General features: G+C 52.5%; 21 protein-coding genes. 6 read left to right on the top strand and 15 right to left on the bottom strand.

The genetic code is table 11. From position 1 onward, the window contains the following. Window positions 1-9: 9 nt before the first annotated feature. The 6 genes from ACFQO0_RS13230 (at window position 10) to ACFQO0_RS13205 (ending at window position 6,740) form a co-directional block, all read left to right on the top strand. Window positions 10-1,137, top strand: a complete 1,128-nt coding sequence (locus ACFQO0_RS13230) for a PilT/PilU family type 4a pilus ATPase (RefSeq protein WP_382235379.1) — start codon at window positions 10-12, stop codon at window positions 1,135-1,137. Window positions 1,138-1,139: 2 nt separating this feature from the next. Then, window positions 1,140-1,493, top strand: a complete 354-nt coding sequence (locus tag ACFQO0_RS13225) for an ArsC family reductase (protein WP_382235377.1) — start codon at window positions 1,140-1,142, stop codon at window positions 1,491-1,493. A 4-nt stretch (window positions 1,494-1,497) separates the two neighbouring features. Further along, window positions 1,498-2,625, top strand: coding sequence for a succinyl-diaminopimelate desuccinylase (gene dapE, locus ACFQO0_RS13220; protein WP_382235375.1), 1,128 nt, complete (start codon window positions 1,498-1,500; stop codon window positions 2,623-2,625). A gap of 162 nt (window positions 2,626-2,787) precedes the next feature. Then, window positions 2,788-3,678 carry a 50S ribosomal protein L3 N(5)-glutamine methyltransferase gene (gene prmB, locus ACFQO0_RS13215; protein WP_382235373.1) on the top strand — a complete coding sequence of 297 codons (891 nt, stop codon included), beginning with the start codon at window positions 2,788-2,790 and terminating at the stop codon, window positions 3,676-3,678. A gap of 214 nt (window positions 3,679-3,892) precedes the next feature. Next, window positions 3,893-5,869 carry an ATP-binding cassette domain-containing protein gene (locus ACFQO0_RS13210; protein WP_382235371.1) on the top strand — a complete coding sequence of 659 codons (1,977 nt, stop codon included), beginning with the start codon at window positions 3,893-3,895 and terminating at the stop codon, window positions 5,867-5,869. A gap of 25 nt (window positions 5,870-5,894) precedes the next feature. Next, on the top strand, window positions 5,895-6,740 hold the full coding sequence (locus tag ACFQO0_RS13205; RefSeq protein WP_382235369.1) for a Rossmann-like and DUF2520 domain-containing protein: 846 nt from the start codon (window positions 5,895-5,897) through the stop codon (window positions 6,738-6,740). Window positions 6,741-6,804: 64 nt separating this feature from the next. Here ACFQO0_RS13205 and ACFQO0_RS13200 read toward each other — a convergent pair whose 3' ends face one another. The 15 genes from ACFQO0_RS13200 to ACFQO0_RS13130 form a co-directional block, all read right to left on the bottom strand. After that, window positions 6,805-7,548 carry a hypothetical protein gene (locus ACFQO0_RS13200; protein WP_382235367.1) on the bottom strand — a complete coding sequence of 248 codons (744 nt, stop codon included), beginning with the start codon at window positions 7,546-7,548 and terminating at the stop codon, window positions 6,805-6,807. 57 nt (window positions 7,549-7,605) lie between these two features. Continuing rightward, window positions 7,606-8,388 carry a flagellar motor protein MotD gene (gene motD, locus ACFQO0_RS13195; protein WP_382235365.1) on the bottom strand — a complete coding sequence of 261 codons (783 nt, stop codon included), beginning with the start codon at window positions 8,386-8,388 and terminating at the stop codon, window positions 7,606-7,608. 25 nt (window positions 8,389-8,413) lie between these two features. Beyond that, the gene (locus tag ACFQO0_RS13190; RefSeq protein ID WP_382235363.1) at window positions 8,414-9,154 is read right to left on the bottom strand and encodes a flagellar motor protein; all 741 of its coding nucleotides are present in this window, start codon (window positions 9,152-9,154) and stop codon (window positions 8,414-8,416) included. Next, the gene (locus ACFQO0_RS13185) at window positions 9,136-9,867 is read right to left on the bottom strand and encodes an RNA polymerase sigma factor FliA (protein WP_382235361.1); all 732 of its coding nucleotides are present in this window, start codon (window positions 9,865-9,867) and stop codon (window positions 9,136-9,138) included. Before ACFQO0_RS13185 ends, ACFQO0_RS13190 begins: the two co-directional genes overlap by 19 nt. Window positions 9,868-9,870: 3 nt before the next feature. Then, a complete protein-coding gene (locus tag ACFQO0_RS13180; protein ID WP_382235359.1) occupies window positions 9,871-10,686 on the bottom strand; it encodes a MinD/ParA family ATP-binding protein in 816 nt (271 codons plus the stop codon). Then, window positions 10,679-11,977, bottom strand: a complete 1,299-nt coding sequence (gene flhF / locus ACFQO0_RS13175) for a flagellar biosynthesis protein FlhF (RefSeq protein WP_382235357.1) — start codon at window positions 11,975-11,977, stop codon at window positions 10,679-10,681. Before flhF ends, ACFQO0_RS13180 begins: the two co-directional genes overlap by 8 nt. Continuing rightward, complete coding sequence (flhA, locus tag ACFQO0_RS13170; protein ID WP_382235355.1) at window positions 11,974-14,058, bottom strand: flagellar biosynthesis protein FlhA; 2,085 nt, start codon at window positions 14,056-14,058, stop codon at window positions 11,974-11,976. Before flhA ends, flhF begins: the two co-directional genes overlap by 4 nt. Next, window positions 14,055-15,227, bottom strand: coding sequence for a flagellar biosynthesis protein FlhB (flhB, locus tag ACFQO0_RS13165; RefSeq protein WP_382235353.1), 1,173 nt, complete (start codon window positions 15,225-15,227; stop codon window positions 14,055-14,057). Before flhB ends, flhA begins: the two co-directional genes overlap by 4 nt. Window positions 15,228-15,381: 154 nt before the next feature. Beyond that, on the bottom strand, window positions 15,382-16,590 hold the full coding sequence (locus tag ACFQO0_RS13160; protein ID WP_382235351.1) for an EAL and HDOD domain-containing protein: 1,209 nt from the start codon (window positions 16,588-16,590) through the stop codon (window positions 15,382-15,384). 63 nt (window positions 16,591-16,653) lie between these two features. Next, complete coding sequence (cheZ, locus tag ACFQO0_RS13155; RefSeq protein ID WP_382235926.1) at window positions 16,654-17,223, bottom strand: protein phosphatase CheZ; 570 nt, start codon at window positions 17,221-17,223, stop codon at window positions 16,654-16,656. A 97-nt stretch (window positions 17,224-17,320) separates the two neighbouring features. Further along, window positions 17,321-17,719, bottom strand: coding sequence for a chemotaxis response regulator CheY (cheY, locus tag ACFQO0_RS13150; protein ID WP_382235349.1), 399 nt, complete (start codon window positions 17,717-17,719; stop codon window positions 17,321-17,323). 147 nt (window positions 17,720-17,866) lie between these two features. Further along, the gene (locus tag ACFQO0_RS13145) at window positions 17,867-18,943 is read right to left on the bottom strand and encodes a protein-glutamate methylesterase/protein-glutamine glutaminase (RefSeq protein ID WP_382235347.1); all 1,077 of its coding nucleotides are present in this window, start codon (window positions 18,941-18,943) and stop codon (window positions 17,867-17,869) included. A gap of 42 nt (window positions 18,944-18,985) precedes the next feature. Further along, window positions 18,986-19,597, bottom strand: coding sequence for a chemoreceptor glutamine deamidase CheD (cheD, locus tag ACFQO0_RS13140; protein ID WP_382235345.1), 612 nt, complete (start codon window positions 19,595-19,597; stop codon window positions 18,986-18,988). A 10-nt stretch (window positions 19,598-19,607) separates the two neighbouring features. Further along, the gene (locus ACFQO0_RS13135; RefSeq protein WP_382235343.1) at window positions 19,608-20,483 is read right to left on the bottom strand and encodes a CheR family methyltransferase; all 876 of its coding nucleotides are present in this window, start codon (window positions 20,481-20,483) and stop codon (window positions 19,608-19,610) included. 177 nt (window positions 20,484-20,660) lie between these two features. Beyond that, on the bottom strand, window positions 20,661-21,152 hold the full coding sequence (locus tag ACFQO0_RS13130; protein WP_304931824.1) for a chemotaxis protein CheW: 492 nt from the start codon (window positions 21,150-21,152) through the stop codon (window positions 20,661-20,663). Window positions 21,153-21,165: the final 13 nt, after the last annotated feature.

Below are 21,165 nucleotides of genomic sequence, written 5' to 3'. Positions count from 1 at the left end.
GATTCGCTCATGGCAATGGATCGGTTATTTCTCCTGATGAAGGAAAAAGCAGCATCTGACTTGTTTATCGCAGTCAATTCGCCGATCCATATCAAGATCAATGGCAGCCTGATGCCGATCAACCAGCAGAAGCTGGACCAGAAAGCGATCATGTCGTTGCTGGCGGAAGTTGTGCCGGCAGCAAAGATGGAAGAACTCGAACGCGAGAACGAGCTCAATATTGGTGTTCCTGTCGCTGGCGTTGGCAGCTTCCGCTTGTCGGCATTTCGCCAGCGCGGCAGTATTTCTGCCGTATTGCGTTACATCCCGGGCGAAATTCCCGCGCTAGATACGCTGAACTTGCCGTTTGCATTGGCTACCATGATCATGGAAAAGCGCGGCCTGTTATTGGTTGTCGGCTCCACCGGCTCGGGTAAGTCTACGACGATTGCGTCGATGCTGGACCATCGCAATACGCTACGTACTGGTCATATCCTGACGCTGGAAGATCCGATCGAATATCTGTTCAAGAACAAACGTTCGGTCGTCAATCAGCGCGAAATCGGCAGCGATGCGGCCAACCTGTCGGTGGCCTTGCGCAACGCATTGCGGCAAGCACCCGATTGCATCATGATCGGCGAGATTCGCGACAAGGAAACCATGGCGGCAGCGCTCGCCTACGCGCAGTCCGGGCATCTGGTCGTGGCGACACTGCATGCGAACAATAGTTATCAGGCACTGACACGGATCATCAATTTCTATCCAATTGAAAATCGCCAGTCGCTGCTGACGGATCTTTCATCGACTTTGCGCGCGATTGTTTCGCAGCGCCTGATCAGTGCCATCGACGGTGGTCGTCGCGCTGCAGTCGAGATCATGATGAATACGCGTCACATAGCAGAATTGATCGAGCAAGGCGAAATCACGCAGATCAAGGAAGCGATCGAGAAGAGCATGTCGCCAGGCTCGCAAACCTTTGAGCAAGCCTTGATGCAGTTGATCAAGGATGGTGTCGTCACGCAGGACGAAGCACTGGCGCACGCCGACTCTGCCAGCAATTTGTTCTGGCTGCTGAATAATTCGGCACAAAAAATTGAAGTGGAAGAGCCGGAAGAGGAACAAGGCCCCAGCTTCACTGAATTCACATTGAAAATGTAAGCATGACGATCACTCTGTATGGCATCCCCAATTGCGACACAGTCAAAAAAGCACGCACCTGGCTCAGCAACAATGGCACCGACTTTGTCTTTCATGACTTCAAGAAAGATGGCATTACGCGCGAGCTGATCGCAGGCTGGTTACGCGATGTGCAGTGGGACGTGCTGGTCAATCGCAAAGGAACAACCTGGCGCAATCTGCCGGATGAACGCAAGGCATCCATTATCGATAATGCCAGCGCCACCGAACTGATGCTGGAATCGCCATCCGTGATCAAACGTCCGGTACTGGTCAAGAACAAAAAATCGACAGTCGGCTTCTCCGCCGATCTTTATCAACACATTTTTCAAGATTAATTTTATGAGCAAGACGCTCGCTCTCACTGAAGAACTGATTTCACTGTCATCTGTCACACCGGAAGACAAAGGCTGCCAATCCCGCCTGATCGAATTGCTATCGCCTCTGGGTTTTGTCTGCGAAACCATCGAGTCCGATGGCGTGACCAATCTGTGGGCACGCAAGGGAACAGCACAGCCGCTGCTGGTATTCGCAGGTCATACCGACGTCGTGCCTACGGGCCCCTTGGATCAATGGACCTCGCCGCCATTTGTGCCGACGCATCGCGACGGCAAACTGTATGGTCGCGGTGCTGCGGATATGAAAACATCGATCGCGGCTATGGTCATTGCCGCAGAAGAATTCGTGCAAGCGCATCCGGATCACAAGGGTTCGATCGGTTTCCTGATTACCAGCGATGAAGAAGGTCCGGCCACAGATGGCACCGTAATTGTCTGCAATGCATTGAAGGCGCGTGGCGAACAACTTGATTACTGCGTGGTCGGCGAACCGACTTCATCGGATGTCTTGGGCGACACGATCAAGAACGGTCGGCGCGGCAGCATGTCCGGCAAACTGACTGTCAAAGGAATACAAGGGCACATCGCGTATCCACAATTGGCACGCAACCCTATCCATGAATGCGCACCTGCTTTGGCAGAGCTGGTCGCAGAGAAATGGGATGACGGCAACGAATACTATTTGCCTACGTCGTGGCAGGTATCGAATATGCACGGCGGCGCAGGCGCATCGAATGTCATTCCAGGCAATGTGGTGATCGACTTCAACTTCCGCTTCTGCACGGCCAGCACGGTCGAAGGTTTGCAACAACGCGTGCATGCAATTCTCGACAAGCACGGCCTCGAATACGATTTGAAATGGTCCATCAGCGGCTACCCGTTCCTGACGCCTAAAGGCACATTGAGTGATGCGATGGCAGACGCCATCAAATCGGAAACCGGCGTGACGACAGAGTTGTCGACCACCGGCGGCACCTCCGACGGTCGTTTCATCGCGCAAATTTGCCCGCAGGTCGTCGAATTCGGTCCTCCGAATGGCAGCATTCATAAAATCGATGAGCATATTGAAGTGCAGTTCATCGATCCACTGAAAAACATCTATCGCCGCACGATGGAAAACTTACTGCTGTAAGAAGCACATCAAGGTAGCTAACGCAGAATTTAGCGAAACTGCCTTGAAAAATCGAAAGATCAAGATGTGCTGAAACGTTGCGCATCATGATCAAAAATTGCCCTGCCCGATAAGCGTAAAACGCATATCGGGCTTCATCCTTTTTAGTAGTTGTATAGAACCATGCCTATCAAGCCTAAAGACCTCTCTACCATTCGCGACCTGCTGCGTTACGCAGTGACCCGTTTCAACACCGCGAAGCTATTCTTCGGCCACGGCAGCACCAATGCACTGGATGAAGCGGCTTACCTGATCCTGCATACATTGAAACTTCCGCTCGACAAACTCGATCCATTTTTTGATGCGCACTTATTGCAGCACGAAGTCGACGCTGTCTTGCGCGTGATCGAACAGCGCGCAGATGAGCGCTTGCCTGCCGCCTACATCACCAACGAAGGCTGGTTGGGCGGTTATCACTTTTACGTCGATGAGCGCGTCATTGTTCCACGCTCCTTTATCGCCGAGCTGATCCCCGATCAATTTTCGCCATGGGTCAGCAATCCGGACAAAATCACCAACATTCTGGAACTATGCACAGGCTCCGGCTGCCTGCCTATCATGCTCGCCGACGCGTTCCCGAATGCGCAAGTCGATGCAGTCGATATTTCCGCCGATGCGCTCGCCGTGGCAAAACGCAACGTGGAGGAATACGAGTTAAAGGATCGCATCACGCTGATCGAATCTGATCTGTACACGAACGTGCCTGAAAACAAATACGATCTGATCGTCACCAATCCGCCTTACGTGAACTCCACTTCGATGGGCAAGCTTCCGCCAGAATATCTGCGTGAACCGCACATTGCTTTGGCTGGGGGCGAAGACGGCATGGATCTGGTGCGCAAAATCGTTGCTGGCGCAGCAAAACGCCTGACCCCAAAAGGTATCTTGATGGTGGAAATCGGCAATGAACGCGCGTTTGCAGAAGCCGCCTTCCCGGAACTGAATCTGACCTGGCTAACGACCAGTGCCGGCGATGACATGGTGTTTTTAGTCACCGCCGATCAATTGCAATAATTTTTACACGCTCGTTCCCGCAGTTGCGGGAACCGGGTAGCACCAGCGAACTGACATTTCGCATACGCAAGGTACAAAACTTGCAGTTCCATCTTTCGGCTAACAAGAAACTTTTCTTGCCGCTTATTTTTAAATCGTTTATTGAAGAAGCAAAGTCGGTCGCCCGCGCGATCCACTTACACACCACATGATCCGTTTTCAACAAGTTTCACTCATGCGTGGCATCAAGCCACTGCTCGACAAAGTCGACGTTACCCTCAATCCTGGCGATAAAATCGGCTTGATCGGTGCCAATGGCGCAGGCAAATCCAGCCTGTTCGGATTACTGCGTGGCGAGTTGCACGCCGACCTTGGCACCATCGACTTTCCATCCAAATGGCGCGTCGCCTACGTCGCGCAAGAAACCCCACCACTGGAACGCTCGGCGATTGATTACGCGATTGACGGCGACGTCACCTTGCGCCGCCTTGAAGAAGAGCTGGCCTTTCTCGAAAGCGAACCAGACACCATCGACAACGGCACATTGATAGGCGAGTTGTACAGCGCTCTCGCCGATGCCGATGCCTACACCGTGCGCTCGCGCGGCGAACAATTGCTGCTTGGCCTGGGCTTCACGATGGCGCAGATGGAACAACCGGTTGCCAGTTTTTCAGGCGGCTGGCGTATGCGTTTGAATCTGGCGCAAGCGTTGATGTGCCCTTCGGATCTGCTGTTGCTCGATGAACCGACCAACCATCTGGATCTGGACGCCATCATCTGGCTCGAAGACTGGCTCAAACGCTATCCAGGCACCTTGCTCGTGATCTCGCATGATAGGGATTTCCTGGATGCCGTCGTAAACGTCATCGTGCATATCGACGAGCGCAAGCTGAAACGTTACTCGGGTAACTACTCCGGTTTCGAACGTCAACGTGCAGCGCAAATGATCCTGGCGCAAAGCGCACTGGAAAAACAAACACGCCAACGGGCACATCTGGAATCCTTCATCAACCGCTTCAAGGCGCAAGCCAGCAAAGCGCGTCAGGCACAAAGCCGGATGAAAGCACTGGAGAAAATGGAAGAACTCGCACCCTTGCGTGCTGCTGCCGAGTTTTCATTTGAGTTCCGCGAACCGGCTGCTGCACCGAATCCGTTGCTGGTCATGGAAAACGTCGACGCCGGTTACCGCATCGAGAATGAAACCGATTATTCGATCACGGAAAAGAAAATTGTTTCCGGCATCAACTTCTCACTGCAGATCGGCCAGCGCATCGGGCTGCTAGGCGTCAACGGCGCCGGCAAATCGACACTGATCAAAACCATTGCAGCAGAACTTGCGCCGCTGAGTGGCGTTTCAGAATTCGGCAAAGGACTGGCGATAGGTTACTTCGCCCAGCATCAAGTGGAAATGTTGCGCCATGAAGAGTCGCCACTCTGGCATCTGGCACACATAGCACCGACCGTGCGCGAGCAGGAACTGCGTAACTTCCTCGGCAGCTTCAACTTCAACGGTGCAATGGTCACCAGCAAGATCGCACCGTTCTCCGGCGGTGAAAAAGCACGTCTGGCCCTGGCCCTGATCGTCTGGCAGCGCCCCAACCTCTTGCTGCTCGATGAACCAACCAACCATTTGGATCTCGAAACGCGCGAAGCGCTGACGATGGCATTGGCGCAGTTTGAAGGCACGCTGATGGTCGTATCACATGATAGACATTTGCTACGCGCAACAACAGACGAATTCATCATCGTCGCCGACGGCAAACTGCAACCCTTCGATGGCGATCTGGATGATTACAAGGATTGGTTATTCAAGACAAAACTGGCGACAAAAAATGCCGCAGCCGGCAATGCAGCAGCGCTGCCAGTCGTCAAAGAGAAATCCGCCAGCGTCATCGCACCAGCGGCACCTGCGGCATCGGCAGTAGACAAACGTGAGCAGAAAAAACAGGAAGCAGAAGATCGTCAAAAACTGGCAGCCCACAGAAAGCCGATAGAACTCAAAATCAAGAAACTCGAAGAGCAAATCGCCAAGCGTAATGCTCAAAAAGCCGTTGTAGAAACAGCGCTTGCTGATCCGTTGATCTATGACGCAGCCAAGAAAAAAGAATTGAAACAGCTACTGGCAGACCAGTCTTTCTACACCAAGGAAGTCACGCAACTGGAAGCGGAATGGCTCGAGCAGCAGGAAGCGTTAGAAAAAGCCGGCAAGTAAGTAAAACCAATCACAAGCGACCAGCATGAACCAACCTGCGACACTGAGTATCATCGGCTGTGGCAAAGTCGGCCAGACACTGGGACGCTTGTGGCACGATCAGCATGTGATCGAAATTCAAGATATCTTGAATCGGTCCACAGCAAGCGCAACGAATGCCATTGCTTTCATAGGCGCAGGACGCGTAGCGAATAACTGCGCGGATCTGCACCCTGCCGATATCTTCCTGATCGCAGCTCCTGATGATCAAATCTCAGCCTGCTGCGCGGCGCTGGCAAACGCCGATTGCCTTTCCACAAACAGCATCGTTTTCCATTGCAGCGGCGCTCTGCCAGCAACAATATTGCAAGCGGCAAGCGCGCGTGGCGCAGCAATCGCCAGCATTCATCCCATCCGCAGTTTTGCAGTACCGAAAAAGATCATCCATGATTTCGCCGGCACCTACTGTGGTATCGAAGGCGATCAACGCGCACTCGATGTATTGACGCCGCTATTCACAGCAATTGGTGCGCAGTTGGTTGCGATCAAGAGCGAAGAAAAAATCCTGTATCACGCCGCAGCCGTGTTCGCATCCAACTATCTGGTGACGCTACTAGACACTGCGGTGCAAACTTATGGACAAGCTGGAATTCCGCAAGGCGTGGCGCTCAAGATGATGGCGTCGTTAGTTCGGGAAACGACTGAGAATGTTTTGGAAGTTGGACCGAAAAAAGCACTGACGGGGCCCATTGCACGCGGCGATGTAGCAACAGTATTAAATCAATATCGCGCAGTCAGTAAATGGAGTCGCCGCTATGGCGCGCTTTACAAACAATTGGGGAAGCTGACCTCTCAACTTGTCAGACACTCGAAAAAAACGCGTGACAACTAATACTTGAGGAGCAGTGAATGCCAAATTCCTGCGTCAATATTCTTCGTTCAAAGTGATTGAAACATCAGGTCGGCAACAGCCTGACCGAAAACACTTCATCGACAAAGAAACCCTGATCTGGAAATCCGCTTTCATCTGTAAAGCCGAACCAGCTGAAATTGGCTTTCGGCTCGATCATCAACATGATCTTCTTGACCGTATCAGTCTGATCCATCGATGTCGTTTTTCCCCAGTCATTGAGCAACTGTTCGATGGTTAGTAACTGCTTGGCATACGTGCCTTTGTTCAAAAGCAAAAACTTCTCGTAAATCTCTTGATATGCATCCACTGCCAATGCATCGGCGACGCTCATCAACATGACAAACAAAGGCACGACATCTGCAAATTTTTCCGGCGGTCCGGTCAACACATGATTCAGGTAGGCATGCGTATTCTTATCGAAATCCCGATAAAACTGTTCCTGCTGAAAACCGAGCTCAATGAATTTCGGAATCAACTTTTGACGTTGAAGTTCGGTGTCGAGCACGCTAATGAAGTTAGGCATGACGTCATTTTCAATTACAGAAGAGATGCCCAACTTGATGCGACGATAGCCGGACAATTGCATCTCAAGCTGCAAGAGTTCACGTGCAAGGGCAGCGCTTGGGTGGCGGCAGGCTGTGTATTCGATGACAGCCGCATCTCCGTTGACAGTTGAATGCCATCCGCGTTCGTCGGATTTTTTGAATTTGATTTTAAGTTGTTGCTGAACGCGTGTGGAGAGCGCTGCGATTCTGCGATCTGATCGCGCTTTGTCTATGATGCTCATGATTTTTTATAATGTGAATCTATGATTGTGAACGTGGCGTTGCGATCAATCGCGTGCTCAGTTTTCTGTTGAGACAGGGACTTCGGTCACGACTTCAGGTAAGCCGGAAAGAATCATCAGCTGCACGCGACGATTGCGCAAGCGCCCTTCTGCCGTGTCGTTGCTGGCAACCGGTTGATTGGCGCCATGGCCCACCGCGACCAGGCGTTTTTCATCCATGCCATTATCCAGGAACAACCTGACAACGCTGCTCGCACGTACGGCAGATAATTCCCAGTTGGATGGGAACATCGCGTTACTGATAGGCACGTTATCGGTGTGACCTTCGACCTGGATATCGTTGTCGACCTTGTTCAATACTTCGCCGACTGCGCGCAAAGCTTTTTCCGATATGGGGCTCAGCTTTGCTTCACCTGGAGCAAACAATAAACTGGCATTGATTTCTACGCTGACGCCGCGACTAGTTTGTGTCACGCGCACTTTGCCCTGACTGATCAACGGTGCCATTGCTTTCAGAATATCGCGCGCGATATTCGTCATCTGTGCTTTTTCGCGTTTGACGGCGGCGTCACTGGCGCGTTGTGCCGGGGTAAGAATCGGCCGGCTGTTCAATGCCGGACGGTTGACCTCGATGGGATCTTTCAAAGCTGGCGTTTTGGGTGTAGCACCGCCGAAAGCAATCCCGAGAGAGTCGGAAAGAATGCGGTACTTGCCTTCGTTGACTGATGAAATGGCGTACATGACGACAAAGAAGGCGAACAGCAAGGTAATGAAGTCGGCATAAGACACCAGCCAACGTTCATGGTTTTCGTGTTCTTCTTCGTGTTTTTTGCGGGCCATGTGCGTTGTCTGGACTGTAAGCAAGTTACATCAGGTAGATATTCATGCGCTCTTCGATCAAGCGAGGATTATCACCAGCAGCAATACCGGAGAACGCATCGGCCAGCATCTCGTGCTTGAAGACATCGCGGGCGACGATCGCCTTGAGTTTGCTGGCAATCGGCAAAAACACCAGATTGGCAAACCCGACACCGTAAATCGTTGCAACAAAGGCCACGGCAATCCCGCTACCTAGACGACTAGGATCAGACAGATTTTCCATCACATGGATCAAACCCAGTACTGCACCGAGAATACCGATGGTGGGTGCATAACCGCCTGCGGACTCCCAGATTTTTACAGCCAGACGTTCGCGCGTTTCATATGCGTCGATTTCCAAGTCGAGCACGCCACGCAATTTGTGCGGATCGACGCCATCGACGATCAAGCGCAAGCCATGCGCAATAAAAGGATCTTTGACGTCCTTGATAACACGCTCCAGGCTCAGGAGGCCTTCGCGGCGGGCTATCGTGCTCCAGTTCGTCATCTCGCGCATCAGACTTGGATAATCATCATCCTGTGGCACGAACACGCGACTCGCCATTTTGATACCGCGCACAAAAGTCGGCCAGCCGCTTTGCAGCAAGACTGCACCCATGGTGCCCACCACCACGATGATGAACGCGGCCGGCTGAATCAGTGAACTGAGCTTGCCGCCTTCCAGCAGTTGTCCGGCGAGCAAGCCGCCAAGCGCAAGCGCTATGCCAATTAAGCTACCCCAGTCCACGCTCTCTCCCTCAAATTTGCACGCATCCTGGCGATGGCCTGGCTATGTAATTGTGACACGCGTGATTCGGTGACACCCATCACGGCCCCGATTTCCTTCAGATTCATTTCCTGTTCGTAGTACAAACTCATTAGAATTTTTTCTCGTTCCGGCAATGCCTCGATGGCTGCGATAACCGCCGAGCGGAAACCGGTGTTCATCAAATTCTGTAAAGGATCGGGCGACTCGTCGGTGCAATAACGATCAAGGAAGTGTTCGTTATCTTCACTATCGTGAAAATCTTCGTAATACACCAGTTGATGCCCGCCGCCGTCACTCAGCAAATCCTGATAATCGGCCAGCGATAACTTGAGTTGCTTGGCAACTTCGCTTTCATTCGGTGGGCGGCCCAGCTTTTGCTGCAGACTGTTCATCGCCACCTCGATCTTGCGCATGTTCTGACGCATGCTGCGTGGCATCCAGTCACTGCTGCGTAATTCATCCAGCATGGCACCGCGTATGCGTTGCACGGCATAGGTTTCGAACTGGGCACCATGTGTTTCTTCGTAACGGCTGACAGCGTCCAGCAAACCAATCATGCCTGCCTGGATCAGATCGTCGACTTCTACGCTGGGAGGCAATTTGGCTTTCATCTGGTGCGCGAGTTTCTTGACTAGCGGTGCATGCTGACTTACCAGATGATCCCTATCCGATTTTCCTTCTGCCGTGTACATCGATCAAGCCCCGAACTTGGCGCCATGCGCGGACAAGGCAAAACGCTCTGCCAGCCGACGGAACGCAACCGACGCGCCGGCCATGGGAAATGCATCAATCACGGCGCGCCCCAAACGCGCAGCGCGTGTCGTGTTTTCGTCCGAGGGAATTGAACCTATGGAATGCAGTTGTACCGCCAGATAGCGGCTGGCAACCTGCGCCATGTTTTGATAGACAAGTGCGGCCTCGCGCTCGTCGGCTCCCGTCACCAGGATGCCAAAAGGTCGACGACCCAATTGATTGTTAAGGCGCTTGATCAACGAGTAGGCTTCCTTGATCGAAGCCGCGCCGGGGGCGACCTGAATCACGATGTCGCCGCTGGCCATGCCAGGAATCGTGAAATTATCACTCTCGTCCAACTCTGCATCCACCACCAATACATCGGATTGTGCAGCCAGTACGCCGAAGGCGTTCGACAGACGACGCAACTGGTCAGCATCACGCGAGGCAGCATGCACCGAACCGCTAGTCAAAGATGCAAGTCCAAAGCCTTGCGGCATGGCTTGCACGACTTGATTCAGGGCGCGCTGTTGACGCGCCACATCAAGCAGGGTCGCATGTACTTCAACACCCATGCGACGTGTGATGCCATTCTTCGACATGCACGCGTCCAGCAATACGACATCGCTGCCGCTGGAAGCAAGTGAAGCGCTCAAATTGACCAGCATTGCACTTTTATCCGCAATCGACGTAGCGGATAAAAATGTGAAAATGCGCGGCTTCGGTCCGGCGAGCATGCGCCGTAGACCTTCTGCCTGATCACATTCGAAACTAGCCAAGAATCACCTCACGCAAACTTTTGTCGTTCATTGCTCTTGCCGTATTTGCCATTACCAAAGGTATTTCCGCATCGTTGAACTGGAATGGTGCCGTCTCGCGCTTGAGCTTGAATGCACGGTCCACCAGGTACTGTTGGTTCGCGACGTGCAGGTCTTCCGGCACGCGTTGTCCATTAGCTACGTAGTATAAGTTCAATTTCTGTCTAATGACTACATCTAGTGCACTGCCGATGGTTGCAGCTTCATCTAATTTGGTCAATATGCAACCCGCAAGGCCATCGCCCATGTAAGAACGCGCTACTTCATTAAGCGTTTCGCCGGTCGATGTCGCGTTCAGGCACAACAGGCGTTTGACCTGACTGCCGGCACCGCTCAACATGGCAATCTGTTCCGCCACCATTTGATCGCGCTGGCTGACGCCGACGGTATCAATCAATACCGTATGCTTGCCTTTGAGTTCATCAAGGGCGATACGCAGGTCGGCTTCATCTTTGACCGAATGCACCATTACACCGAGGATCTTGCCGTAAATGCGCAATTGCTCGTAGCCGCCGATACGATAACCATCGGTCGTGATCAATGCGAGTTTGCCGGGGCCGTGGCGCATCACGCAACGCGCCGCCAGTTTTGCAGTAGTCGTGGTCTTGCCTACGCCGGTAGGGCCGACCAATGCATACACGCCGCCTTTTTCAAGAATTTCGTTTTCATTGCCGATGGTCGCCAGGTTGCGCGTCAGGATGGTCTTGATCCATTCCATGCCGCTATCCTTGCTGGCATTAGCAGGCATTCTTTCAATCAGATAGCGCGACAGACTGGCGCTGAATCCGGCGGCCAGCATTTCGCGCAAGACGCTGGATTTGGCTGGCTCGCGTTTGTGCTGATCGGTCCATGCCAATTCAGCCAACTGCATTTCCAGCATGCCGCGCATGGAGCGGATTTCTTTCATCACGTCATGCAACTCGGCCGTGTTGATGTCACCCAATGCGGATTGCGATACCGGTGCTGCAGGTACAGATTCCGAGGCCACTGCAGGAGCAGGAATAGCCAACGGTGCGGGCTGAGCATGCGTCAGTTTGTGCTTGGGTGACAACGCGGCCAGAGTGGTTTCGGAAATCGCTTTCTCGACCATAGGCTCGGCCAGTGCCGCCATGTCTTCGCCAGCCAGCGCGAGAATCTCGACGCCATCCTCCACTGCACGGTTGGAGAGAATAACGGCATCCGGGCCCAATGCTTCACGCACCAGACTCCATGCACCACGCGACGTGCTTGCTGTGAATTTTTTGACATTCATATCTGGCCTCCAACTAAGCTAGTAACTCTGATCGTTTTTGAATCGGGCACTTCTGCGTGCGAAAGAACTTTCAACTGCGGTAATGCACGGCGCAGAAAGCGCGCCAGCAATGCCCTTAACTGTGCCGGCACCAACAGTACCGGCGTTAATCCCATTTGCTCCTGTTGACGCGTGGCGGCTTCCGCCTGTGCAGCGATGGTGTCGGCCAGACCGGGTTCGATGCCCGCGCCTTCCGGACCGCTTGCGCTCAACGCTTGCGTCAACAGACGTTCGAGTCGGTTATCCAGCGTCATCACCGACAATTCATTCGTCGATGGGAACAGCTGCTGCACGATCGCGCGACCGAGTGCCACACGCACCAGCGCGGTCAGCTCGTTGACGTCTTGCGTAAAGCTCGCATGCTCGGTCATGGTTTCGATGATGGTGTGCATATCGCGAATGTGCACGCCTTCGACCAGCAGGTTTTGCAAAACTTTTTGCAGCGTCGACAACGGGATCATTTTTGGCACCAGGTCTTCCACCAGTTTTGGCGATTCCTTGGTCAGATGGTCGAGCAGTTGCTGCACTTCCTGGCGACCAAGCAATTCTGCTGCGTGCGTCGTGATCAAATGATTCAAGTGCGTTGCCACCACGGTGCCGGCATCAACGACGGTGTAACCCATGCCTTGTGCCTGCTCGCGCAAATTTGCATCGATCCATGTCGCCGGCAAACCAAAGGCTGGGTCACTGGTTGCCTGACCAGGCAAGGTACCGCTCACCATGCCTGGATTGATCGCAAGGAACTGGCCCGCGTGTGCTTCGCCGCTACCGACTTCCACACCTTTGAGCGTGATGCGATAGGCGGATGGCTTCAACTCAAGGTTGTCGCGTATATGGACTGGGGGCGACAGGAAACCGACTTCCTGTGCGAATTTTTTGCGTATACCTTTTATACGACGCAGCAGCTCGCCACTTTGAGATTTATCCACTAATGGAATCAGGCGATAGCCTACTTCCAGACCCAGGGTATCGACTTGCACGATGTCTTGCCAGGTTGCTTCTTCGACTTCAGGCGCTGGCGGCGGTGCCGTCACTTCAGGCTCGACTTCCGGTGCCTTCAACGCGCGTTGCGAAACCAGATAGGCAGCGCCTGCCATCACACCGGCAAGGAACAGGAAGGCGATATGTGGCATGCCCGGGATCAAACCCATGCCGCCGATGATGGCTGCCGTGATGTAAAGAACTTGTGGCTTGGCGAACAGCTGACCAATCAGTTGGCCGCCAATATCCTGCTCACTGGCAACCCGCGACACCACGATACCGGCAGCGGTTGAAATAATCAGCGAAGGAATCTGTGCGACCAAACCATCGCCGATAGCAAGCAAGGTGTAGTTTTCCAGTGCGGAAGAAAATCCCATGTCGTGCTGGACCATACCGACGATCAAGCCGCCGACAACATTTATGACGGTGACGATAATGCCGGCGATCGCATCACCTCGCACATACTTACTTGCACCATCCATCGCGCCGTAAAATTCTGCTTCTTGCGCGACCTGCGTGCGGCGCAGACGCGCATCTTGTTCACCGATCAAACCGGCGTTCAAATCGGCATCAATCGCCATTTGTTTACCAGGCATGGCATCCAATGCGAAACGCGCACCAACCTCGGCGATACGACCTGCACCTTTGGTCACAACGGTGAAGTTGATGATGGTCAAAATCACGAACACGACGATACCGACTGTGTAGTTACCGCCGATCAGGAAGTGGCCGAATGCTTCAATCACTTTGCCGGCTGCGTCCGGGCCGTTGTGACCTTCGGTCAACACTACGCGCGTGGAAGCGACGTTGAGCGACAAGCGCAACATTGTGCTGACCAGCAGAACGGTCGGGAACACCATGAAATCCAGCGGCTTGACCGTGTACAAAGCGGTCAGCAACACGATAATGGAAAGCGCGATATTAAAGCTGAAGAAAATATCGAGGACGATGGCCGGCAGCGGCAAAATCATCATCGACAACATCATGATGATGATCAGCGGAGCCGCGATCGCTTTTGAACCAGGGCCCGACATCCAGGCTGATAATTTCATGCTATTCATTGTGGCAGGCCATTGGTGTCTGCATCTTCTGCAGCGGGGTTAAGAGGATCAAGTTCTGGCGGCACATCGATATCACCCGGTTTTTTCGGACGTGAACCACCGTTTTTGCTATACGCGCGCAACTGGAATACATAGGCCAGAACTTCAGCCACTGCGATGTACAAGGCTTCAGGGATCTCGTCCCCCAGTTCCGCGTGGCGGAACAAGGCACGCGCCAAAGGTGGCGCTTCCATCATCACGACATTGTTTTCCATCGCGAGCTCACGAATTCTTGCCGCGACTTCATCCGCCCCCTTGGCAACGACTATCGGCGCGCGGTTACCTTTTTCTGAGTATTTGAGTGCAACTGCATAATGCGTCGGATTGGTCACGACCACGTCTGCAGTCGGGACCTCGGACATCATGCGACGACGTGCCATTTCGCGTTGTTGCTGGCGAATCTTGGCTTTGATTTCAGGATTACCGTCAGACTCCTTGGATTCCTGGCGCACATCCTGACGCGACATCATCAATTTCTTCGCATGGGACCACATTTGATAAGGCGCATCCACTGCCGCAATGATGATCAAGCCGCTCACGATGAAGATGAAGCTGACCATCAGCAAGTGCCCCAAATGTTCCATGCCGGACTTCAACGGTTCTACACTTAGTGCCAGCACCGCATCGATTTCGTATTTGATGACCATCCACGCAATCCCGCCGACCAGTAAAGTCTTGCCGATCGCCTTGCCCAGTTCAACCGCGGAACGGGTGGAAAACATATTGCCTATACCTTTGATCGGGTTCATGCGACCAAAATTAGGTTGCAAAGCTTCTGCGCTGAACAACCAGCCGCCAATCAGCATGGGGGATGCCAGGGCGACCACGATCAGGATCAGGGCGGCAGGTGCAAATGCGATAAGTAATTTGATGATGCTGGCTGCGGCATGCGCCAGCAGCAATTCCATATCAAAAGCCATTTCGCGATCAAAGCTCAGACCGGAAGCGAGTACTTCATTGAGTTGGGTGATCATATTGCCGCCCGTGAACCAGAAGGCCGCACTCGCGCCCAGCAGCAAAGTACAGGTCGCCAGTTCGCGCGAACGCGGGACGTCACCCTTCTCCCGCGCCTGTTCCAGCTTGCGCGGTGACGCGGGTTCTGTCTTTTCGAGATCACTTTCTTCAGCCAAAGCCGACTCCTGAGGTAGTCCGGCAGGCGTTCAACACGACGCCATACGGACCAATGAGTCGATTATTGGCTAGAAAGCTTCTGGGTGATCGAGGGAATAGGGTGGGAAATACCCGCTTTTTAAATATTGCCTAGCGGGTATATTTGAAAACAGCTTAGATTTTGATAGCTTGGGCCCATGCCAATGCGGCTAAATGTGCCTCATTGACCTGTCGCGCATTGAGGAACAAGGAATCGGCAAGTGCGCCGATGTCGCCATTATCCGGTTCACAAGCCTCTGCCAATGCCAGGAAGGGACCGTACATGCCTTCCCGTGTCAGCAAAGCCTGGGAGACCAGTTCGGACAACTGGATCTTTTCCAGGACTTCTTCCATCGGAATACCCAGCAAACGATCCAGCAGAGAAAACATGCCGACCACGAACAGGTTCTCGGCTTCCAGCTTGGGCAAAATGCCGTTTCCCGCCAATTCGGCAAAACGCCCGCGCACGATCGCTGTCTGCATCAACACGGCAGAATGACTATTGGTACTGGCGGTCGCCAACAACAGCGACAACCAGCGATAAAGGGGTGAATAGCCCAACATGGTAACCGCATGCCGCAAGGATTGGATTTCTGCACCCAGGCCAAAGCCAACGCTGTTGATATAACGGAACAGTTTGTATGACAGAGTGGCATCACGCTTGAGGACATTCTCAAGTTCGCGCACATCTGCATTTTTACGCACCATCTGCATCAACTGCACAATGATGGTTTGCGCCGAATTCAAGCCCTGCTTCTCTACGCTGGCGCGCGGTGTCAGGTAAAGATTGCCTATGAAGGTTTGCAAGCCGGCAGCAACGCAGGCATCGTATTCCTGCCAGTCGGCAATATGACGTGCAACCTTGATAGGTGAAGGCTTTCCATCAACGCTGGCGACACCTGCAAACGCGCCGTCACCGCCGAGCGAGCCTTCGACGTGGCTGACGATAGCAAGCAAAGGACTGTCAGGTGCTACTGTCTCGGCATCACACAGCGAAATACCATAGCCTTGCTCTCGCAACCCGACCACGGCTTTGTATGTATCAGCATCAGCCAGATCAGCGGCGGTCAAACGGAACACTACATTTTTTGGCGGCAGGGTCTGCACCACGGCTGAAGTAATCAATGCCGGTGTGGCTTCTAGAAACAGCACACTGTCGTTCAGCAGCCAACCGGATTCTTCATCGCATAATTGCTCGGCCACAAATGTAACCAGTTCAAGCAAATCATCATCACTGGCCATGCCGTCGCCATGCTTGTTGCCATCCCAACGAAGTTCGTACCCGACAATTTGCTGCGCCGCACTCAGCAGCGGTTCTCGAACAATGAATTTGTTTTCAGACATGGAGGCGAGGAGAAAGGAAAAAACTAAAACAAAAAGGAGCGCAGTAATTGCTGCCCCTGTGTATTAAAAGCCCAGGCTATCGAGCAGATCGTCTACTTGTGCCTGTCCAGCAACAACGTCGTTACCAATCGGATTGATTTGCGGTCCGTTCAACAAACCAGTATCAACTTCACGCTTTATTTCCGGCGGCGCATAATCGACCAGCAATTGCAGCAACTGCTGTTCAAGGCCGTGCGCCAACTCCGTCACTTTTTTAATGACCTGCCCGGTCAAATCCTGAAAATCCTGCGCCATCATGATATTCATCAGATGCTGCTTGGTTTCCGCAGTTGCGCCTTGGGTCTGGTCTAGATAAGCGACGGTACGCGCTGCCATGACACGGTATTTTTCTTCTGAAAACGCACCCTGCAGAGTCTGCTGCCATTCGCTGGACATACTGGCGGCATCTGCCTGAATCCGATCTTGCAGCGGGCCAGCCGCCTCAGTCGCGTTCAACACGCGCTGTGCCGCCTGCTCGGTCATGCGAGCCACATAGTCCAGACGGTCGCGTGCGTCAGGAATATCGTGCGAAGCGCGCTCTATCAATTGATCGAAACCCAGGCCGCGCAAACTATCGTGCAAAGCGCGCGTCATGTGCCCCACGCGCGACAATACTTCGTCATGCGAAGTATCGCCGCCTGCCTCAATCAATTCGGAAGACGCTGCGCCTGCCCGCGAAGTCGTGCTCAACTCAAGCCCCGGCAGCGGCCAGTTTTTCGAAAATCTTCGCGAGTTTTTCGTCCAGAGTCGCGGCTGTAAATGGCTTTACAACATAGCCGTTCGCGCCTGCTTGTGCGGCTGCGATGATGTTTTCCTTTTTGGCTTCTGCAGTCACCATCAGCACCGGCAACTTGCAAAGAGCCGGATCGGCACGAATGTTTTGCAACATCGTCAAGCCATCCATATTCGGCATATTCCAGTCGGACACAACGAAATCAAACTGTTCGCTGCGCAGCTTGGCCAGTGCCATGGCACCGTCTTCCGCTTCATCAACGTTGGTATAGCCCAGCTCTTTCAAAAGATTGCGGACGATACGACGCATTGTTGAAAAATCATCGACGACTAAAAATTTGGTGTTTGGACCTGCCATGAATTACTCCATTAATTCTTTGAATCGTTATCGATCTTGAAAGAGATTGAACCGGTTTGCAATTCGCTCTCTTTCGAACCCCACTATTATGCACTGATGCCGCCGCAGAGTTGGAAGAATTCCAGCTCGGCAATATTAATCCTGGGCTTAGACGCGTAAAGCGCGACTGCTATGTGTTGCAAGATAGCCTAAAACCATACCCGGCAATGAGTTCAAAGGTCCCACTTCATGTGTCGCCCCGACTGCTATTGCCTCGCGCGGCATGCCGAATACGACGCAGGAAGCTTCGTCCTGGGCAAAATTGTGAGCACCTGCATTTTTCATCTCCAGCATGCCGAGTGCACCATCCTTACCCATACCGGTAAGAATCACACCTACAGCATTTTTCCCTGCATGCACTGCAGCCGAGTGAAACAGTACATCCACCGACGGACGATGACGATTCACCGGTGGTCCTTGATCAAGTTGGGTCATGTAATTGGCGCCGCTACGTACCAATTGCAAATGCGAATGGCCCGGTGCGAGATAGGCATGCCCTGGCAAAATACGCTCACCGCCTTCAGACTCTTTGACATCGATTTTGCACAAACTGTCCAATCGCTGCGCAAACGATTTCGTAAAGCCAGGTGGCATATGTTGTGTAATCAAAATACCCGGGCAATCAGATGGCATCTGCATCAAGAAATCCTTGATCGCCTCGGTGCCGCCAGTCGAAGCACCGATGATGATCAGTTTTTCACTACTGGTCAGCGGATTACGTATCAAAGGCAAGGCACTCTCGCCAACCTTGCCTGGCTCCGACGACGTGATCTGGCGCGGCTTGATGCGCGCCTTGGAAGCGGCGCGAATTTTATCCGCGATCATTTCCGTGTATTCCAGCATGCCGCTCTGGATCGACATCTTCGGTTTGGTGACAAAATCAACAGCGCCAAGCTCCAGCGCCCGCAGTGTAATTTCCGAACCGCGTTCAGTCAACGACGACACCATCACTACTGGCATTGGGCGCAAGCGCATCAGCTTCTCAAGAAAATCGAGCCCATCCATACGTGGCATCTCTACATCCAGCGTCAGCACATCAGGGTTGGTTTGCTTGATCAAGTCACGCGCCACAATCGGATCAGGGGCAACACCGACCACTTCCATATCGGGTTGGCTATTGATGATCTCTTTCATCACGCTGCGGATCAACGCCGAATCGTCCACGATTAATACTTTAATTTTCATACCGCCACCTTGGTATAACTGTTTTTATAGAGTCAAATCGAATCAGGAAAACAACTCGATATCACCCGCGACATTATTTGTCTGCAAGCGATTGGCGTAATCCTGTTCGCGATTGACCAGCGTATTGTTATTCAATTGTTTCAATTTTTTGACCAATACCTTGCCGCTACGCGGAAAGTAATAAACCTTGCGCGGATGGATGTCATTCAAATCTTCCGCGACTACGCGTATATTCTCGACCTTGAGAAAATCACGCACAAACTGGGCATTGCGTTCGCCCACATTCATGGATGAAAATCCGCGTAGCACGGCACCGCCACCGAATACCTTGGCTTCGAGATTTTCGCGTTTCGCACCCGCCTTCAACAAATCATTGATCAAAATTTCCATGGCGTATGTACCGTAGCGTGCCGATGCGGAAATCGGGCTATCTGCATCGCTGCCGCCATCCGGCAACATGAAATGATTCATGCCTCCCACGCCTGTGACGCGATCGCGTATGCATGCTGAGACACACGAACCAAGCACCGTAACGATCAACATATCCTTGCTGGTGTAGTAATACTCACCTGGCAGAATTTTTGCCGCGTCACGATCGAATGTCCGATCGTAGTAGACATTCGTGGCGAAATGTTCTTTGGTTAATTCATTCATAAGTTCTATCTCATGCGCGACGTAGTTGCGCGCGTGCTTTTTTTTCCGGATCGAGTTCGTAGACGGTTTTTCCACGCAACTTGAACGCATCACACACGTACAGGAAATTCTCTGAATGACCCGCGAACAATAAGGCGTCTGGCTTCATCAGCGGCGCGAAGCGATCCAGTATTTTTCCCTGCGTTGGCTTGTCAAAATAAATCATCACATTGCGACAAAATATAACGTCGAATTGCGTGTTGATACCCCAGTTGTCAGACAACAGGTTGACCTGCTTGAAAGTGATCAACTGGCGCAACTCGGGACGTACGCGGACCAAGCCTTCTCGCTCACCTTTACCACGCAGAAAAAATTTCTTGGCCCGTTCGGGCGACATCTTGTCGAGGCGGTCTATCGAATAGACGCCATTGGCGCCCGTGTTCAATACATTGGTATCGATGTCGGTCGCAATGATTCGCACCGGTGGCGTCAAGGTATTGAATGCCTCGCAGGCGGTCATCGCGATTGAATAGGGCTCCTCGCCAGTAGAGGCGGCAGAGCACCATATTTCGATAGGTTCTTTTAACTTTTTCAGATGTTCGGCAAGAATCGGAAAATGATGCGCTTCGCGAAAAAACGAGGTGAGATTGGTCGTCAAGGCATTCGTGAACGCCTCCCATTCTTCCGCATCGCCACCCTGCTCCAGCTTGTCGAGATAAGTGACAAAAGATCCAATTCCGGTCGCACGCAAACGTCGCGCCAAACGGCTGTAGACCATTTCCTGCTTACTCTCGGCCAGGGCAATGCCTGCCTTTTTATAAATCAGCGTACGTACCCGTTCAAAATCACGTGCCGTAAACTCGAACTCTTTGGAGCCTTCTGATCTTGCTTGAGAATTCGGTTTCATACTGCTGATTTCCTTTTCACCTTGGGCATATCGTTAGTACCGGATATGCCATCTCCCAAAATTTCATCCGCTGTTTTACACAGTCGATTTCTGAACTACGACAACTTGAATCCTGTTTGACGCCTCGCAACTGAACCGCTACGAATCTGAATCTTGCGAATCCAATACGTTTGCAGCCTATGCTGCAATTTTTTCAATCAATCCCATTTCTTCACTAGACATCAATTTGTCGATATCAACAAGAATCAGCATGCGCTCATCCAGTGTGCCTAAGCCAATCAGATAATCGGTATTGAACGCAGTCCCCATTTCTGGCGCCGGCTTGATCTGTTCTGGCGACAAGGTGATCACATCAGAAACGCTATCCACCACCATGCCAACCACACGTCCGCTGATATTCAGGATAATGACAACGGTGAATTGATCATAGGTCGGCTCACCCAGATTGAATTTGATACGCATGTCAACGATAGGTACGATGATGCCGCGCAGATTGACCACACCCTTAACGAATTCAGGGGCATTCGCAATCCGAGTCACAGCTTCGTAACCACGAATTTCCTGCACCTTCAAAATATCAATACCGTATTCTTCCTTACCCAACGTGAAAGCCAGAAATTCATTGCCAGTTTCAGCACCCGTCGTATTGTCTTTTACATTGTGAATCATGGAAATTCTCCTC

It is taken from the genome of Herminiimonas aquatilis (assembly GCF_042665175.1).
Lineage (GTDB): Bacteria > Pseudomonadota > Gammaproteobacteria > Burkholderiales > Burkholderiaceae_D > Oxalicibacterium > Oxalicibacterium aquatilis.
The sequence above is the reverse complement of the archived record's forward strand: the minus strand, read 5'-3'. Positions and strand labels throughout refer to the sequence as shown.

Bases quoted from the DNA above. Each gene is read 5' to 3' on its own strand.
- ACFQO0_RS13230 (WP_382235379.1), top strand. From the start codon at position 10: ATGGCAATGGATCGGTTATTTCTCCTGATGAAGGAAAAAGCAGCATCT.
- cheZ (WP_382235926.1), bottom strand. From the start codon at position 17,223: ATGACGCGCGCTTTGCACGATAGTTTGCGCGGCCTGGGTTTCGATCAA.
- dapE (WP_382235375.1), top strand. From the start codon at position 1,498: ATGAGCAAGACGCTCGCTCTCACTGAAGAACTGATTTCACTGTCATCT.
- ACFQO0_RS13135 (WP_382235343.1), bottom strand. From the start codon at position 20,483: ATGAAACCGAATTCTCAAGCAAGATCAGAAGGCTCCAAAGAGTTCGAG.
- ACFQO0_RS13130 (WP_304931824.1), bottom strand. From the start codon at position 21,152: ATGATTCACAATGTAAAAGACAATACGACGGGTGCTGAAACTGGCAAT.
- flhF (WP_382235357.1), bottom strand. From the start codon at position 11,977: ATGAATGTCAAAAAATTCACAGCAAGCACGTCGCGTGGTGCATGGAGT.
- ACFQO0_RS13145 (WP_382235347.1), bottom strand. From the start codon at position 18,943: ATGAAAATTAAAGTATTAATCGTGGACGATTCGGCGTTGATCCGCAGC.
- ACFQO0_RS13225 (WP_382235377.1), top strand. From the start codon at position 1,140: ATGACGATCACTCTGTATGGCATCCCCAATTGCGACACAGTCAAAAAA.
- ACFQO0_RS13210 (WP_382235371.1), top strand. From the start codon at position 3,893: ATGCGTGGCATCAAGCCACTGCTCGACAAAGTCGACGTTACCCTCAAT.
- ACFQO0_RS13185 (WP_382235361.1), bottom strand. From the start codon at position 9,867: ATGTACACGGCAGAAGGAAAATCGGATAGGGATCATCTGGTAAGTCAG.
- prmB (WP_382235373.1), top strand. From the start codon at position 2,788: ATGCCTATCAAGCCTAAAGACCTCTCTACCATTCGCGACCTGCTGCGT.
- ACFQO0_RS13160 (WP_382235351.1), bottom strand. From the start codon at position 16,590: ATGTCTGAAAACAAATTCATTGTTCGAGAACCGCTGCTGAGTGCGGCG.
- ACFQO0_RS13205 (WP_382235369.1), top strand. From the start codon at position 5,895: ATGAACCAACCTGCGACACTGAGTATCATCGGCTGTGGCAAAGTCGGC.
- cheD (WP_382235345.1), bottom strand. From the start codon at position 19,597: ATGAATGAATTAACCAAAGAACATTTCGCCACGAATGTCTACTACGAT.
- cheY (WP_382235349.1), bottom strand. From the start codon at position 17,719: ATGGCAGGTCCAAACACCAAATTTTTAGTCGTCGATGATTTTTCAACA.
- ACFQO0_RS13200 (WP_382235367.1), bottom strand. From the start codon at position 7,548: ATGAGCATCATAGACAAAGCGCGATCAGATCGCAGAATCGCAGCGCTC.
- flhA (WP_382235355.1), bottom strand. From the start codon at position 14,058: ATGAATAGCATGAAATTATCAGCCTGGATGTCGGGCCCTGGTTCAAAA.
- motD (WP_382235365.1), bottom strand. From the start codon at position 8,388: ATGGCCCGCAAAAAACACGAAGAAGAACACGAAAACCATGAACGTTGG.